At 63.6% G+C, this 16,255-nt stretch carries 13 protein-coding genes; 11 read left to right on the top strand and 2 right to left on the bottom strand.

The annotated features are described in order from the left end of the window. The first annotated feature begins 36 nt into the window (after positions 1–36). Positions 37–813: an enoyl-CoA hydratase gene (locus RB2654_RS13020; RefSeq protein ID WP_008332287.1), complete on the top strand. Its 777-nt coding sequence runs from the start codon at positions 37–39 to the stop codon at positions 811–813. Between the two features lie 42 nt (positions 814–855). Here RB2654_RS13020 and RB2654_RS13015 read toward each other — a convergent pair whose 3' ends face one another. Beyond that, entirely contained in the window at positions 856–2,955 is a 2,100-nt protein-coding gene (locus tag RB2654_RS13015) for a DEAD/DEAH box helicase (protein ID WP_083783462.1), read from the bottom strand. Positions 2,956–3,240: 285 nt separating this feature from the next. Between RB2654_RS13015 and rpsT the strand changes: the two genes are divergently transcribed. From rpsT to RB2654_RS12985, 6 genes are all read left to right on the top strand, one after another. Continuing rightward, entirely contained in the window at positions 3,241–3,504 is a 264-nt protein-coding gene (gene rpsT, locus RB2654_RS13010) for a 30S ribosomal protein S20 (RefSeq protein ID WP_008332285.1), read from the top strand. Positions 3,505–4,048: 544 nt separating this feature from the next. Continuing rightward, complete coding sequence (gene dnaA, locus RB2654_RS13005; protein ID WP_040884845.1) at positions 4,049–5,428, top strand: chromosomal replication initiator protein DnaA; 1,380 nt, start codon at positions 4,049–4,051, stop codon at positions 5,426–5,428. A 152-nt stretch (positions 5,429–5,580) separates the two neighbouring features. After that, a complete protein-coding gene (gene dnaN / locus RB2654_RS13000; RefSeq protein ID WP_008332281.1) occupies positions 5,581–6,699 on the top strand; it encodes a DNA polymerase III subunit beta in 1,119 nt (372 codons plus the stop codon). After that, positions 6,696–7,811 (top strand): DNA replication/repair protein RecF, encoded by a 1,116-nt coding sequence (gene recF, locus RB2654_RS12995; RefSeq protein ID WP_008332279.1) that lies wholly within the window; start codon positions 6,696–6,698, stop codon positions 7,809–7,811. Before dnaN ends, recF begins: the two co-directional genes overlap by 4 nt. After that, positions 7,808–8,224: a VOC family protein gene (locus tag RB2654_RS12990; RefSeq protein WP_008332277.1), complete on the top strand. Its 417-nt coding sequence runs from the start codon at positions 7,808–7,810 to the stop codon at positions 8,222–8,224. The genes recF and RB2654_RS12990 overlap by 4 nt, the downstream gene beginning before the upstream one ends. Continuing rightward, entirely contained in the window at positions 8,221–8,841 is a 621-nt protein-coding gene (locus tag RB2654_RS12985) for a LysE family translocator (RefSeq protein WP_008332270.1), read from the top strand. The genes RB2654_RS12990 and RB2654_RS12985 overlap by 4 nt, the downstream gene beginning before the upstream one ends. On the opposite strand, the gene RB2654_RS12980 is transcribed toward RB2654_RS12985, so the two are convergent. Further along, positions 8,834–9,043, bottom strand: a complete 210-nt coding sequence (locus RB2654_RS12980; RefSeq protein WP_008332263.1) for a hypothetical protein — start codon at positions 9,041–9,043, stop codon at positions 8,834–8,836. The two genes, RB2654_RS12985 and RB2654_RS12980, sit on opposite strands and share 8 nt — an antisense overlap. Positions 9,044–9,183: 140 nt before the next feature. Here RB2654_RS12980 and gyrB point away from each other — a divergent pair, with 140 nt between their 5' ends. The 4 genes from gyrB to nosZ all read left to right on the top strand — a co-directional run bounded on the left by gyrB (position 9,184) and on the right by nosZ (position 16,243). Next, positions 9,184–11,601: a DNA topoisomerase (ATP-hydrolyzing) subunit B gene (gene gyrB, locus RB2654_RS12975; RefSeq protein WP_008332255.1), complete on the top strand. Its 2,418-nt coding sequence runs from the start codon at positions 9,184–9,186 to the stop codon at positions 11,599–11,601. Positions 11,602–11,848: 247 nt separating this feature from the next. Then, positions 11,849–12,016, top strand: coding sequence for a twin-arginine translocase TatA/TatE family subunit (locus RB2654_RS12970; protein ID WP_040884842.1), 168 nt, complete (start codon positions 11,849–11,851; stop codon positions 12,014–12,016). A gap of 156 nt (positions 12,017–12,172) precedes the next feature. Further along, positions 12,173–14,335 (top strand): NosR/NirI family protein, encoded by a 2,163-nt coding sequence (locus tag RB2654_RS12965; protein ID WP_008332250.1) that lies wholly within the window; start codon positions 12,173–12,175, stop codon positions 14,333–14,335. A 12-nt stretch (positions 14,336–14,347) separates the two neighbouring features. Beyond that, a complete protein-coding gene (gene nosZ, locus RB2654_RS12960) occupies positions 14,348–16,243 on the top strand; it encodes a TAT-dependent nitrous-oxide reductase (protein WP_008332248.1) in 1,896 nt (631 codons plus the stop codon). Positions 16,244–16,255: the final 12 nt, after the last annotated feature.

Below are 16,255 nucleotides of genomic sequence, written 5' to 3'. Positions count from 1 at the left end.
CATGGGCGGACTGCATGGGAAGGGGCATCATAACAGATGGCTTACGACAACATCATCGTGGACGTGGAAGATCACGTTTGCACAATCAAACTCAACCGGCCGGATGCGCTGAACGCGCTGAACCTCGAACTGCTCAAGGAACTGGGCGATGCGCTGGCGGACGGGCAGAAGAACGACAAGGTTCGCTGCTTCATCATCACGGGCTCGGAAAAGGCTTTCGCGGCGGGCGCGGACATCAAGATGATGTCGAGCAAGAGCTTTGCCGACGTGTTTCTGGGTGATCTCTTCACGCCGGAAGAAGAAGCGGTGATGCGCATCCGCAAGCCGATCATCGCGGCGGTGTCGGGCTACGCGCTGGGCGGCGGTTGCGAGCTGGCCATGATGTGCGATTTCATCATCGCGGCGGACAGCGCCAAGTTCGGACAGCCCGAGGTGAACTTGGGTGTGATGGCCGGCATGGGCGGCACGCAGCGCCTGACGCGTCTGGTGGGCCGGGCCAAGTCGATGGACATGAACCTGACGGGTCGGTTCATGGACGCGGAAGAAGCCGAGCGTTCGGGGCTGGTCAGCCGCGTGGTGCCCGCGAAGAAGCTGCTGGACGAGGCGACGGCGGCCGCCCGCAAGATCGCCGAGAAGGGCATGATCAGCGTCATGGCGATCAAGGAAGCGGTGCATCGCGCCGACCAGATGCCGCTGACCGAGGCGATCCTGTTCGAACGCCGCGTGTTCCATTCGCTTTTTGCATCCGAGGACCAGAAAGAGGGCATGGCCGCCTTCATCGAAAAGCGCGAGCCGCAGTTCCGCGACAAGTGATCCTGTCCCGGCTGGTTTGCGCCAGCCGGGCGTCACATTGCGTCAGGGCTTGCGACGGGGCGTGGCGTTCGCGCCGCGCGGTTGCTTGCCCTTCACCGCGCTCGCACGCGGTTTCCTGAACGACTTCGACGTATCGCCTGCACCGGGCTTGCCCGCGGGTTTCGGCTTGGAAGCCCCGGCGGGTTTGCCCTTGGGTGCCGGACGGTCGCCCGAGGGTTTCGCGCCTTTCGGCTTGTAGGGTTTCTTGCCGTCACCTTTGGGCTTGAACTCGCCTTTCGGTTTGAATTCGCCCTTGGGTTTGAACTCGCCCTTGGGTTTGCCGCGCGGCTTGTCATCGTCCTTGCGGTCCGATGTCTTGCGCGGCTTGTAGGCGGTCGTCGCGCCATCTTCGGCCTGCGCGCGCCGTTTGTCGTCGAATTTGCGCTTCGCGGCGCCATGTTCGCGCGGCTTGTCGTCCGACCGCTCTTTCCGCTCGCCCCGGTCGCGCGGACCCTTGTTGAAGGGCGGTTTGCCGTCGCGACCGCCCGGCTTGCCATCCCGGCGCTCGGGTTTCGGGCGCGGCCCAAGCTCGGGCGCGGCGTCCAGCGCGCGGACCTTGATGCCCTCGTCCAACTCCCCGTCCGCACCAAGCGACGACAGGAACCCATCGGCACTCTTCTCGGTCAGTTCGAGATAGGTCTCGGCCCCTTGAACCCGGATCGCGCCGATGTCGGCTTTGTCGACGCCGCTCGCCCGCATGATGAGCGGGAGGAGCCAGCGCGCCTCGGCCTTCTCGGCCTGTCCGACCGACAGGGCGAACCACTTGCTCGGCCCGAACGGCTTGCGCTCCTTGCGCTCCGGCTTGGTGTCGGGCGGCAGCAGATCCTCCGGCGCACCCTGACGCGACTGGAATAGCCGCAGATAGGCAGCCGCGACCGCTTCGGCCCCATATTGGGCGAGCACCTTTTCCGCGAACGCGGCCTGCGCTTCGGTTACGGGTTCGGTCCAGACCGGATCGGCCAGCAGGCGTTCCTCGTCTTTCGCGTGAATGTCGTCAGCCGACGGCGCGGTGGTCCATTCCGCAGTGGTCTTGGCCCAGCCAAGCAGGCGCTCGGTTTTCTTCACATCGCGCGGCGGGACGATCAGGGCCGAAATGCCTTTGCGCCCGGCGCGGCCCGTGCGGCCCGAACGGTGCGTCAGGCTTTCGGTGTTCTTCGGCAGATCGGCGTGAATCACCAGATCGAGGTTCGGCAGGTCGATCCCCCGCGCGGCCACGTCGGTCGCCACGCAGACCTGCGCCCGCCCGTCGCGCATGGCTTGCAGCGCGTGGGTGCGTTCGTTCTGGCTCAACTCGCCCGACAGGCTCACCACGTTCAGGCCACGGTTCGACAGCCGCGCGGTCAGGTGCGCGACCTGCGCGCGGGTGTTGGCGAAGACGATGGCGTTTTCAGAATCGTGGAATCGGAGCAGGTTGAAGATCGCGTTCTCGGTATCGGTCTGGGCGACCCGGATCGCCTGATACGCGATGTCGGCGTGCTGGGTCGCGCCCGTGATCGTGTTCACCCGCGCGGCGTCGTTCTGATACTGCTCGGCAAGCTTGGCGATGGTCGGCGGCACGGTGGCCGAGAACAGCAGGATGCGCCGCTCTTCGGGGGCTTCTTCCAGCATGAACTCAAGGTCTTCGCGGAAACCGAGGTCGAGCATCTCATCCGCTTCGTCCAGCACGATGGCGCGCAGTTCGCTCATATCCAGCGACCCGCGCTGAATGTGGTCGCGCAGGCGGCCCGGCGTGCCGACGACGATATGCGCCCCGCGCTCCAGCGCCCGGCGTTCGTCTCGCATGTCCATCCCGCCCACGCAGGAGGCGAGGCGCGCGCCGGTCTTGCCGAAAAGCCAGATCAATTCGCGCTTCACCTGCATCGCAAGTTCGCGCGTCGGTGCGACGACGAGCGCCAGCGGCAGTCCGGCGGGCCCGAACTCTTCGTCCTCACCCAGAAGCGTGGGCGCGATGGCCAGGCCGAAGCCCACAGTCTTGCCCGACCCGGTCTGGGCCGAAACCAGCAGGTCGCGACCGGCGAGATCGGGATCGCTCACCGCCTCCTGCACCGGGGTAAGAGTGTCGTAACCGCGCTCGGCGAGCGCTTCGTTAATCAGGCGGGTCATGTTCAGGTGGTCCGTAGTCGTCGGTGCATTGGCACGCATGGGCGCGATCTGGCCGCGCAAGATCAGCGTCCTTACAGCGCGGCGCAGGGTTTGTATATGAAAATAACGGGGATCATTGAAGGATTCGCTCACAAGGGACTTCACAAGCCGTGCGAAACCCCATATACGCCGCCGCTACATGCGCGTGAGACCCGCTCAGGTCGGAATCAGCCGGTAGGAAACCCGGTCGGGACGTCGTCTCATGCTGCCGATATTTGAAACGAACCCGACGAAGGGAAGATCACCATGGCGAATACGCCCCAGTCCAAGAAACGCGCCCGTCAGAACGAGCGTCGTTTTGCCGTCAACAAAGCCCGCCGTTCGCGCATCCGCACCTACCTCCGCAAAGTCGAGGAAGCCATCGCCTCGGGCGACAAGGAAGCTGCGACCGCCGCCCTCAAAGCCGCTCAGCCCGAACTGATGCGTGGCGTGACCAAAGGCGTCTACCACAAGAACACCGCAGCGCGGAAAATGTCCCGCCTGTCTTCGCGTGTGAAGGCGCTTGCCTGATCCGTCATCTGACGTGACGACGCGACATCAAGGCGCGGCCCCAAGCGGGCCGCGTTTTTTCGTTCGGGCGTGCAGATGATGCCGAACGGACACGCCATGTATGCTTTCGGACAATTCGATCCAAAGCCACGATTCGGTTCAAACCGACAGTTTCCCAAGTGAAACATTGCAATTGTGAAAGCGGCTCTGGATTCGTTTGACCCCAGTCAGAGTCAAGCGCGAAGATCAGTTGCGACTCTCCCGACCCCCCACCTATCTTGAGCAGGCGATTCACATCGCTGACTTGGGACAGAACGGAAAACGGGGGTGGGGATCCTCGTTCAGCCGTACCGAAGGGATCTGAGGGGGTACCTTCGGCTGCAAACCGGACGCAATCCGGCACCTACGGAGTATTCCGTCGGGCGCTTGTTGCGTTTGGTGGCGCGTGACCTTTGCGGGTCATGGGCCGTCAGTCTTGTCAGAGATGATCGCTGAACCGGCATGTGCCTTGCCGGGGGAACGGGCCGCGCGACACGCGGACTAAACGAAGCAGGTCAGAGACGAGATGGCGGATAATATGTGGGGACAAGTACGCGAGCGGCTGGAACGCTCGGTCGGGCAGAATAACTATCGGAACTGGATCGAACCCCTCGAGTTCAACGATCTGGACGGGGGCGTGGCGACGTTCCTCGTGCCGACGAACTTCATGGGTAACTGGGTTCAGCGCAATTTCGGTGAGCAGATTCTTCAGCATATGGTGAATGCCGGTGCGCGGGTTTCGCGGCTCGAATTCGTCGTGCCCCGCGTCGGTGAGACGAACCGCGCCGCCGCAGCGGACGAGGCCCCGGCACCCGCGAACGGAAACGCCCGGCCTGCCGCCGCCAAGTCCGGGGCGGGCGACGACCTTCCGGGGGCGCCGCTCGACAAACGCTTCACCTTCGACAGCTTCGTCGTCGGAAAGCCGAACGAGCTTGCCCATGCCGCCGCACGCCGCGTGGCCGAGGGTGGCCCCGTCACCTTCAACCCGCTGTTCCTTTATGGTGGCGTCGGCCTCGGCAAGACGCACCTGATGCATGCCATCGCGCATGAAATGACCGAACGGCAGCCGCAATTGCGCGTGCTCTACCTGTCCGCCGAACAGTTCATGTATCGCTTCGTGCAGGCGCTGCGCGACAAGCAGATGATGGACTTCAAACACATGTTCCGCTCGGTCGACGTCCTGATGGTCGATGATGTGCAGTTCATCGCGGGCAAGGATTCGACGCAGGAAGAGTTCTTCCACACGTTCAACGCGCTGATCGACCAGAACAAGCAGATCATCATTTCCGCCGACCGTGCGCCGGGTGAGATCAAGGACCTGGAAGAGCGGATCAAGTCGCGCCTCCAGTGCGGCCTTGTCGTCGATCTGCACCCGACCGATTACGAACTGCGCCTCGGCGTGCTTCAATCCAAAGTCGCGGCCTACCGCGAAACCTACCCTGACCTGTCCATCGCAGACGGCGTGCTGGAATTCCTCGCCCACCGGATCACCACGAATGTCCGCGTACTCGAAGGGGCTCTGATGCGGCTCTTCGCCTTCGCCTCGCTCGTCGGGGGGGAGATCACGTTGGATCGTGCGCAGGAATGTCTGACCGATGTGCTGCGCGCCTCGGACCGCAAGGTCACGGTCGAAGAGATTCAGCGCAAGGTGGCCGAACATTACGGCATTCGCCTGTCCGACCTCATCGGCCCCAAACGCCTGCGCTCCATCGCGCGTCCGCGTCAGGTGGCGATGAAACTGTCCAAGGATCTGACCACCCGGTCCTATCCCGACATCGGGCGCCGCTTCGGTGGCCGTGACCATTCGACGGTCATGCATGCGGTCAAGCGGGTCGAGGAACTGGTCTCGACGGACCACCAGATCGCCGAAGACGTCGACCTTTTGCGCAAGGCGCTGGAGCACTAGGCCCAGCGCGATGGACGCACGTCGATGCCGGGGCGGGGCCTTGACCCTGCCTTGAAACACTCAGACAGTGCGAAAAACCTTGAGACGGGCGGGGAACCGGGTAATGTCGCCGTCCCGGGGCCAGTGCGCCCTGACGATATCGGGAGTGGGACATGAAGATTTCCGTCGAACGCGCCGTGCTGTTGAAAGCGGTCGGTCAGGCGCAGTCGGTCGTTGAACGCCGCAACACCATTCCGATCCTCGCCAACGTGCTGATCGAGGCCGAGGGGAGCACGGTCAGCTTTCGCGCCACCGATCTCGACATCGAAGTGGTCGACAAGGCCCCCGCGATGGTCGAACGTGCGGGCGCCACGACGGTCAGCGCGGTCACGCTGCACGAGATCGTGCGCAAGCTGCCCGACGGCGCGATGGTCCAGCTCACCGACGATGGTGCCGCGGGCCGTCTGACGGTCGAAGCCGGACGGTCGAACTTCTCGCTCGCCACGTTGCCGAAAGAAGATTTCCCGGTGATGGCTTCGTCGGAATACAGCGCCAACTTCTCGGCCCCCGCGCCGGTGCTGCGCCGCCTGTTCGACAAGTCCAAATTCGCGATCTCGACCGAGGAGACGCGCTATTACCTGAACGGCGTCTACATGCACGTGTCCGATGCCGAGGGCGGCAAGGTGCTGCGCTGCGTCGCGACCGACGGTCACCGTCTGGCGCGCATCGACGCCGATCTGCCCAAAGGGGCCGAGGATATGCCCGGCGTGATCGTCCCGCGCAAGACCGTGGGCGAGCTTCGCAAGCTTCTGGACGATGACGACATGCAGATCGCCGTGTCGGTGTCGGAGACCAAGGTGCGTTTCGCGACCCCCGACATCACGCTGACCTCCAAGGTCATCGACGGCACCTTCCCGGATTACACCCGCGTGATCCCGATGGGGAACACGAAGAAGATGGAAGTGGACGCCGCCGAATTCGCCAAGGCGGTCGACCGTGTGGCGACCGTGTCGTCGGAACGGTCCCGCGCCGTGAAGCTCGCGCTGGCCGAAGACAAGCTCACGCTGTCCGTGAACGCGCCCGATGCCGGCGCTGCCGAGGAAGAACTGATCGTGGCCTATGGCGACGAGGGTATGGAGATCGGGTTCAACGCGAAATACCTGCTGGAAATTGCCAGCCAGGTGGATCGCGAAAACGCGGTGTTCATGTTCGACAACGCAGGCCAGCCGGTGCTCATGCGCGAAGGCAACGACACCAGCGCGGTCTATGTCGTCATGCCGATGCGCGTGTGACGGGTCTTTATCTAAGAGAACTGACCCTTTCCCATTTCCGCTCCCACAGGCGGGCCGTTCTGTCGCTGGACGCGCGCCCGATCGCCATTTTCGGGCGCAACGGGGCGGGTAAGACCAACATCCTCGAAGCCGTCAGCCTCATGTCCCCCGGTCGGGGGCTGCGGGGCGCTTCCGCCGAAGATATGGCGCGGCGACCCGAAAGCGTGGGGTGGAAGCTGACGGGCGTGCTCCAGTCGCTCCATCAGGTCCACGAGGTCGAGACATGGGCGGAACCCGGCGGCTCGCGCAATGTCACCATCGACGGCAAGACCGCAGCGCAGGTCGCGCTGGGCCGCATCTCGCGCGTCACGTGGCTGGTCCCGGTGATGGATCGGCTCTGGATGGAGGGTGCGGACGGGCGGCGCAAATTCCTCGACCGGATGGCGATGAGTTTCGAGCCGGGGCATGGCGAGGCGGTGCTGACCTATGAAAAGGCGATGCGCGACCGGAACAGGCTGCTGAAAGACGGGCACCGCGACGCGCATTGGTATGGCGCGCTCGAGGCGCAGATGGCCAAGGCGGGCGCCGCGATACAGGAAAACCGGCGGCGCACCGTGGCCCTGATCGTCGGTGCCCAGATGTCGGCGCAGACCGCGTTTCCGGCGGCTGAACTGCAACTCCTTCACGCCGAAGGGGCCGAGACCGGGCCGGAAGGCGAGGCGGAGCTGGCCGAGGCCTATGCCGAAAGCCGCCCGCGCGATTTGATGGCCGGGCGCACGCTGGTCGGCCCGCACCGTGCCGATCTGGCGGCCACCTATGCCGAAAAGGCGATGCCCGCGCGGGAATGTTCGACGGGCGAGCAGAAGGCGCTGCTCGTCTCGCTCATCCTTGCCCACGGTCGCGCGCTGGCGCAGGACTTCGGCGCGCCACCGATGCTGCTTCTGGACGAAGTGTCCGCGCATCTCGACGCCGACCGCCGCGCCGCGCTGTATGACGAGATCGTCGCGTTGGGCGCGCAAGCGTTCCTCACCGGAACGGGGCCGGAACTCTTTACAGAGCTCGGCGCGCGGGCCATGCATATCGAAGTCCGTGATGAGGCGGGCCAGTCCCTGATTCAGGAGGTCGCCCCATGAAGGCCAATCGCGTGACGCTCATCACACTAGGTGTGTCCGATCCCAAACGAAGCCGCGCCTATTACGAGGCGCTCGGATGGGTGATCGAAGAGGATCTGGGTCAGACCCTGTTCTTCGACATGAACGGTATGAAATTCGGCTGTTTCCACCTCGAAGGGCTGGCCAAGGAAACCGGGCGCACCGTCGAAGACCTGAAGACCGGGGCGATGACGCTGGCGCAGAACTTCAACTCCGACGACGAAGTGGATGCGATGTTCGCGCGCGCGGTCGCGGCGGGCGCGTCGCCGGTGACGCAGCCGTTCAAGACGGACTGGGGCGGATATTCGTCCTATGTGGCGGACCCGGACGGCCACCTTTGGGAATTCGCCCATAATCCGTTCTGGGCGTTGGATGACGAGGGCCGCATCGCTTGACCCTCACACTCGCTGACGCGGGGCTTTATGCCTTTGCGCTTCTCGTCCTGTTCCTGACGCCGGGGCCGGTCTGGATGGCCCTCTTGGCCCGCGCGATGTCCGGTGGGTTCCACGCCGCATGGCCGCTTGCGCTGGGCGTGACCATCGGCGATGCGCTCTGGCCGCTTCTGGCCATTCTGGGGATGAGCTGGGTCGCGACCGAGTTCGAAGGTTTGACCGTCGTGCTCAAATTCGTGGCGAGCGCGTTCTTCCTTTGGCTCGGCTGGACCATTATCCGGAACGCCGACAAGCAGATCGCGGCGGACAGCCGCCTGACCCGCCCCGGCATGTGGGCGGGCTTCGTCGCCGGGGTAATCGTGATCCTGGCCAACCCCAAGGCGATCCTGTTTTACATGGGGATGTTGCCGGGGTTCTTCGATCTGACCGCGCTCACATGGCCGGACATCGCCCTAATCGTCGCGCTGTCGATGGCGGTGCCGCTTTTCGGGAACGTCCTGATGGCGGCGTTCATCGGTAAGCTTCGCACCCTCCTGACCTCGCCCAAGGCGCTCAGACGGCTCAACATTTCCGCAGGGGCCTTGCTGATCGTCGTGGCCGCGATCATCCCGTTCACCTGAACGGTTCGGCCCGCTCGTCCGACACGGGGAACATGATCCGGTCCAGCATGAGCAGCACCGGGGCCATGATGACGGTGGCGATGATCGCCATGTAGGGATGGGTCAACAAACCGACGCCGATACCGATACCGAAGGACAATAGGATGGGGCGCAGATACCGCATTGCGAACACCTCGTTGTAGCGGGCGCCGAACCGTCTCAAAGGATCTGGGCCAGCCTGTGTCGGGGCTGTGAAAAATCTCGGGCATCCTTCCCGCGCGAACCACCAAATATGGTGTCATTCGCGTGACAATCCCGGCCAGAAACGCTAGAAACAGGCAACAAAAAAACAGGAAGGCTCGCATGGCCGACGACGCGCAGAACAATTCCGAATACGGTGCAGATTCCATCAAGGTTCTCAAGGGCTTGGAGGCTGTTCGCAAACGCCCCGGCATGTATATCGGGGACACCGACGATGGCTCGGGCCTGCACCATATGGTCTACGAGGTCGTGGACAACGGGATCGACGAGGCGCTGGCGGGTCACGCGGACTATGTGACGGTCACGGTTCACGCGGATTCCAGCGTATCGGTCTATGACAACGGGCGCGGTATCCCGGTCGGAATGCATGCCGAAGAGGGCGTGTCGGCGGCCGAAGTCATCATGACCCAGCTTCACGCGGGCGGGAAGTTCGACTCGAACTCCTACAAGGTGTCTGGCGGTCTCCACGGGGTGGGCGTCTCGGTCGTGAACGCCCTGTCGGATTGGCTGGAGCTGCGCATCTGGCGCGACGGGAAAGAGCATATCGCGCGGTTCGAACGTGGCGATACCGCCAAGCACCTCGAAGTCGTCGGGGATGCGAACGGCAAGACCGGGACCGAAGTGCGCTTTCTCGCCTCGACCGACACGTTCTCGAACCTCGAATACAGCTTCAAGACGCTGGAAACGCGCCTGCGCGAGCTTGCGTTCCTGAACTCCGGCGTGCGCATCATCCTGAAGGACGAACGCCCCGCCGAGCCGCTGGAAACCGAGCTGCATTACGAAGGCGGCGTGAAGGAATTCGTCAAATACCTCGACCGCCACAAGCAGCCGATGATCGAAGAGCCGATCTTCATCACGGGCGAGCGTGACGGGATCGGGATCGAAGTCGCGATGTGGTGGAACGACAGCTACAACGAGATGGTGCTGCCCTTCACCAACAACATTCCGCAACGCGACGGCGGCACCCATATGGCGGGCTTCAGGGGTGCGCTGACGCGGACCATGAACCTTTACGCCAACTCCTCGGGTCTCGCGAAAAAGGAAAAGGTCGCCTTCACCGGCGATGACGCGCGCGAGGGTCTGACTTGCGTGCTGTCGGTCAAGGTGCCCGACCCCAAATTCTCGTCCCAGACCAAGGACAAGCTGGTGTCGTCCGAAGTGCGACCGGCGGTCGAAAGCCTGATGAACGAACGCCTCTCGGACTGGTTCGAAGAGCACCCGAACGAGGCCAAGATGATCGTCGGCAAGATCATCGAAGCCGCGCTGGCGCGTGAAGCCGCCCGCAAGGCGCGCGAACTCACCCGCAAAAAGGCGACGCATGACGTGGCGAGCCTGCCGGGCAAGCTGGCCGACTGTCAGGAAAAAGACCCCTCCAAACGCGAGTTGTTCATCGTCGAGGGTGACTCGGCCGGTGGTTCGGCCAAGCAGGGCCGGTCGCGCCACAATCAGGCGGTTCTGCCCCTGCGCGGCAAAATCCTGAACGTGGAACGCGCGCGCTTCGACCGGATGCTCGGCTCGGAAACGGTCGGCACGCTCATCACGGCGCTCGGCACCGGCATCGGGCGCGATGAATTCGACATCGAAAAGCTGCGCTACCACAAGATCGTCATCATGACCGACGCCGACGTGGACGGCGCGCACATACGCACGCTTCTGCTGACGTTTTTCTACCGCCAGATGCCCGAAATCATCGACGGCGGATATCTCTACATCGCCCAGCCGCCGCTTTACAAAGTGTCGCGGGGTCGGTCCGAAGTGTACATCAAGGACGTTCCTGCGCTGGAAGACTATCTGATCCAGCAGGGGATCGAGGGCGCCGTCCTGCGCCTCAAGACGGGTGAGGAAATCGCCGGTCCCGATCTGGCACGCATCATCGAAGGCGCGCGGTCGTTCAAACGCATCCTCGATGCCTTCCCGACGCATTACCCGCGCAACATCCTTGAACAGGCGGCCCTTGCCGGGGCTTTCGATCCGGGTGCGGCGGACAGCGACCTTCAGGCGGTCGCCGACCGCGTGGCGGAGCGGCTCGATCAGGTCGCGGTGGAATACGAAAAGGGCTGGAATGGCCGGATCACGCAGGATCACGGCATCCGTCTGAGCCGCATCCTGCGCGGTGTCGAAGAAATCCGCACGCTCGACGGAGCGGTCCTCAGATCGGGCGAGGCGCGCCGCCTGAGCCAGGTCAGCGAAGAGACGCGGGGCTATTATCAAGACCCCTCGTCGCTCGTTCGCAAGGACCGCGATCAAGAGATCTACGGTCCCACCGATCTGTTGCAGGCCATCCTCGCCGAGGGCGAAAAAGGCCTGACGCTGCAACGCTACAAGGGTCTGGGCGAAATGAACCCGGATCAGCTTTGGGAAACCACGCTCGACCCCGAAGCGCGCACGCTGCTTCAGGTCAAGGTCGATGATCTGGCGGATGCCGACGATCTGTTCACCAAGCTGATGGGCGACGTGGTCGAACCACGGCGTGAGTTCATTCAGCAGAACGCGCTTTCTGTGGAAAACCTCGACATCTGACGGTCTGTCGGCTGAACGCCGCGACGCCGAACCCGGAATGGCGCGGTCCATCGGTAACCTGTCCGATGGTGCCACTTCAGGTGTTGAACGGGGGTCGCCCGACTCCGGGGCGGCGTATCAAGTGCGCGCGAAGGCGTCGGAATTTTGCGAAATCGCAAAGTTCCGCGCCGTGGTCTGGGTATCGTTTCATCGCCACAACTCGATTTCGGCCCAAGGCCCAAATCACCTGAAACGAAAGGGCACCAATATGCTGAACAACATCGGCCTCCCCGGTCTCGCCATCATCGCCATGGTCGTCATCGTTCTCTTCGGACGCGGCAAGCTATCGTCGATCATGGGCGAAGTGGGTCAGGGGATTACGTCATTCCGCAAGGGCGTCGAAGCCAAGGATGAGGATGAAACCGCCTCGGTCTGACACCCTCCCCATCGACCGCCAGACAAAGCGCCGCCGCACCCACGGCGGCGTTTTTCGTTGGTGGGCCGCCAAACCGCGCCGGTGTTTGCGAAATCACAAACTTGCCTTTGCCCGCAGCCTTTACCCCGAAACCAGAACAACCATCGGGGTCCATCCATGCGCGCCATCCTTCGTGCTCTCGCGACTATCGCGCTTGTCCTGACAGGCGGCGTGGCGGCGGCCGATCCGCTGATCGGGACGTTTCTGTCCGAGGTGACCCCCGGTGACATCGTTCCGGGCGCGGATGCGTTCGGCGCGGTCAGGGAGGACGGGCTGGTGCCTGCGCTTGAGGGCGGAGAGCTGGTCGGCTGGGTCTACCTCACCTCTGATTTCGTGCCGACGACGGGGTATTCCGGCAAACCGATCCACGTCGTCGCCGGTATCTCGCCCGAGGCCGTGCTGACCGGCGCGAAGCTGGTCAAACACTCGGAACCCATCGTTCTGGTCGGCATTCCGGAAAGCGAGATTACCGCCGTCATCGACCACTACACGGGGTTCGATCTGCGTCAGGTGGCCGAACGGTCGCCAGAAGATCTCGAGATCGTGTCGGGCGCGACGGTGACGATCATGGTGATCGACGATTCCATCCTGCGCTCCGGTATCAAGGCGGCGCAGGCGCTTGGCCTCGACGGGTTCGAGGTCGCCCAGGCCACCGGGCCGACGCGCGAAGTGGACCGGGACGCCGGCGAGGTCACCGATTGGGAAGCGCTGGCCGGAAACGGTGCACTGCGCCGCATGACCATCGACGTGGGCACGATCAACGCCGATTTCGCGGCATTCGATGACCCGCGCACCGAAAAGGAAACCGAGGACGGCCCCGATGATGCGGCCTATGTCGACATCTGGGCCGCACTCGTCAGTCAGCCCGCCATCGGGCGCAGCCTGCTGGGCGACGGGGCCTATGACAACCTTGTGGCCCGGATGGAACAGGGGGACGAGGCGATCGCGGTGTTCGGCGGCGGGCGCTGGTCGTTCAAGGGGTCGGGCTACGTGCGCGGCGGCATCTTCGACCGCTTCCAACTGATCCAGGGCGAAATCTCGCACCGATTCTTCGACCGCGAACATGCCCGTATCGTGAATATCGCCGCCGCCGGTGCACCGGATTTCACCGAGATGGACCTGTTCATCGTGCCTGCCGCGGCGGGCTTCGACCCGGCCGCGCCGTTCCGGCTTCAGTTTCTTGTCAGCCGCGCTGTGGGGCCCATCGAAAAGGTCTTCCTGACCCGCGAACTGGCTTACGACCTGCCCGATCTCTACACCCGCACCGTCGAGCCGCCCGCCGCGCCCGCAGCGCAGACCGACGCGAATCCGCGCAATGCGCTGTGGCAACGGATATGGGAGACGAAGCGCCTTCAGGTGATCGTCCTCTCTGCCGCGCTCGCGCTGCTCTCGGGCATCTTCTTCTTCCAGACTTTCGCCACGCGAAACGCCCGGACCTTCGCCATCCTGCGTAACGCCTACCTCGTCTTCACGCTGGTTTTCGTCGGCTGGATCGCGAATGCGCAGCTTTCGGTCGTCAACATTCTGGCCGTCACCAACGCCTTCTTCAGCGATTTCAACTGGGACACGTTCCTGATGGACCCGCTGATCTTCATCCTGTGGTTCGCGGTGGCGGCGGCGCTTTTGTTCTGGGCGCGCGGGGCCTATTGCGGCTGGCTGTGCCCGTTCGGCGCGATGCAGGAGCTGTCGAACAAGGTCGCGCGCAAGCTGGGCGTGCCGCAGGTGACGCTGCCGTGGGGGCTGCACGAACGGCTTTGGGCGGTGAAATACATCCTGTTCCTCGGACTGTTCGGATTGTCGCTCTACTCGCTCGAACTGGCCGAAAGGTTCGCCGAGGTCGAACCGTTCAAGACCGCGATTATCCTGAAATTCGCCCGTCCTCTGCCGTTCGTCCTGATCGCCGTCGCGGCGCTTTTGCCGGGCCTGTTCATCGAGCGTTTTTACTGCCGATATGTCTGCCCGCTGGGCGGCGGCCTCGCGATCCCGGCGCGGCTGCACATGTTCCGCTGGCTCAACCGCTATAAGGAATGCGGCAATCCTTGCCAGCTCTGCGCGGCCGATTGCCCGGTGAAGGCGATCCACCCGACGGGCGAGATCAACCCGAACGAATGTATCTCATGCCTGAATTGTCAGGTGCTCTACCAGGATCACGCGCGCTGTCCGGTCGTCATCAAGACCGACAAACGCCGCGCCCGTGATGCGGCCGCTGCGGCATCGCTCGCGGCCCATGACGACCGGCCGAACCTCGGCCACCCGAACCAGATCTCGAAAACCAACTGAAGGAGACCTCCGATGAGTGAAGAGAAAAAGGGCCTGACACGACGTGGGCTGTTCAAGGGAAGCGCCGGCATCGCCGCGCTCGCGGCGACGGGGGGCACCGGAACGCTGGGAATGCTCGCCACCACCCGTGCCGCCGCAGCAGCCGGTGCCGAAATCGCGCCGGGTGAGCTGGACAGCTACTATGGCTTCTGGTCTTCGGGCCAGTCGGGCGAGGTGCGCATCATGGGCGTGCCGTCGATGCGAGAGCTCATGCGTATCCCGGTGTTCAACCGCTGCTCGGCAACGGGCTGGGGCTCGACCAACGAGAGCCTCAAGGTGATGACCGAGGGTCTGCTGCCCGAAACGAAAGAGTTCCTCGCGAAGCGTGGCCGCCAGACCTATGAGAACGGCGACCTGCACCACCCGCATATGTCCTTCACCGAAGGCACCTATGACGGGCGTTACCTGTTCGCCAACGACAAAGCCAACACCCGTGTCGCGCGTATCCGCTGCGACATCATGAAGACCGACAAGATCATCGAGATACCGAACACCTCGGACATCCACGGTCTGCGCCCCCAGAAATACCCGCGCACGGGCTATGTCTTCGCCAACGGCGAGCACCGCATCCCGCTGCCCAACGATGGGATCATTCTGGACGAGCCGGACAAGTACGTCTCGATCTTCACCGCCATCGACGGCGACACGATGGACATCGCGTGGCAGGTCATCGTGAACGGCAACCTCGACAACTGCGACGCGGACTACGAAGGCAAATTCGCCTTCTCCACCTGCTACAACTCGGAAAACGGCGTGACGCTGGCCGAGATGACCGAGAACGAGCAGGACTGGGTCGTGATCTTCGACATCGCCGCCATCGAAGCCGGCGTCGCGGCGGGCGACTACACCGAATACAACGGGGTCAAGGTTCTGGATGGCCGCAAGGCCGGGAAATACACCCAGTATATCCCCGTCTCGAACTCCCCCCACGGCTGCAACATGGCACCCGACAAGGTGCACCTGTGCATCAACGGCAAGCTGTCGCCCACCGTGACCGTGGTGGACGTGACCAAGCTGCCTGACGTCTTCGCGGGTGCCGATCCGCGCAGCGCCGTGGTGGCCGAGCCTCAGCTGGGCCTCGGCCCGCTTCACACCGCCTATGACGGCAAGGGCAACGCCTTCACGACGCTGTTCCTGGATAGCCAGATGGTGAAGTGGAACATCGAAGACGCCATTCGCGCCTTCAACGGCGAGGACGTGGACCCGATCATCGAGAAGGTCGACGTGATGTATCAACCCGGCCACAACCACACGACCATGGGCGAGACGCTGGAAGCGGACGGGGAATACCTGATCTCGCTCAACAAGTTCTCGAAAGACCGGTTCCTGAACGTCGGGCCGCTCAAACCCGAGAACGATCAGCTCATCTCGATCTCCGGCGACAAGATGGAAGTGGTGCACGACGGCCCGACCTTTGCCGAGCCGCACGACTGTATCCTCGTGCGCGCCGACAAGGTGAACCCGGTGTCGGTCTACGACCGTGGCGACGTGCTCTGGGAAGACGCGCGCAAGCAGGCCGAGGCGGACGGTGTGGACCTCGATTGGGGTGCCGACGTGATCCGCGACGGCAACAAGGTGCGGGTCTACATGCACTCGGTCGCGCCCGCCTTCAGCCTCGACAGCTTCGAGGTCAATCAGGGTGACGAGGTGACGGTCTATGTCACGAACATGGACGAGGTCGACGACCTGACCCACGGCTTCACGCTGGGCAACCACGGTGTCGCGATGGAGGTCGGGCCGCAGGCCACGGCGTCCGTCACCTTCACCGCGGATCGTCCGGGCGTGCACTGGTATTACTGCCAGTGGTTCTGCCACGCGCTCCACATGGAGATGCGCGGCCGGATGCTCGTGAAACCCAAGGCCGCTTAAGGGGTCGTGGCG

This window comes from Maritimibacter alkaliphilus HTCC2654, assembly GCF_000152805.1.
Lineage (GTDB): Bacteria > Pseudomonadota > Alphaproteobacteria > Rhodobacterales > Rhodobacteraceae > Maritimibacter > Maritimibacter alkaliphilus.
The sequence above is the reverse complement of the archived record's forward strand: the minus strand, read 5'-3'. Positions and strand labels throughout refer to the sequence as shown.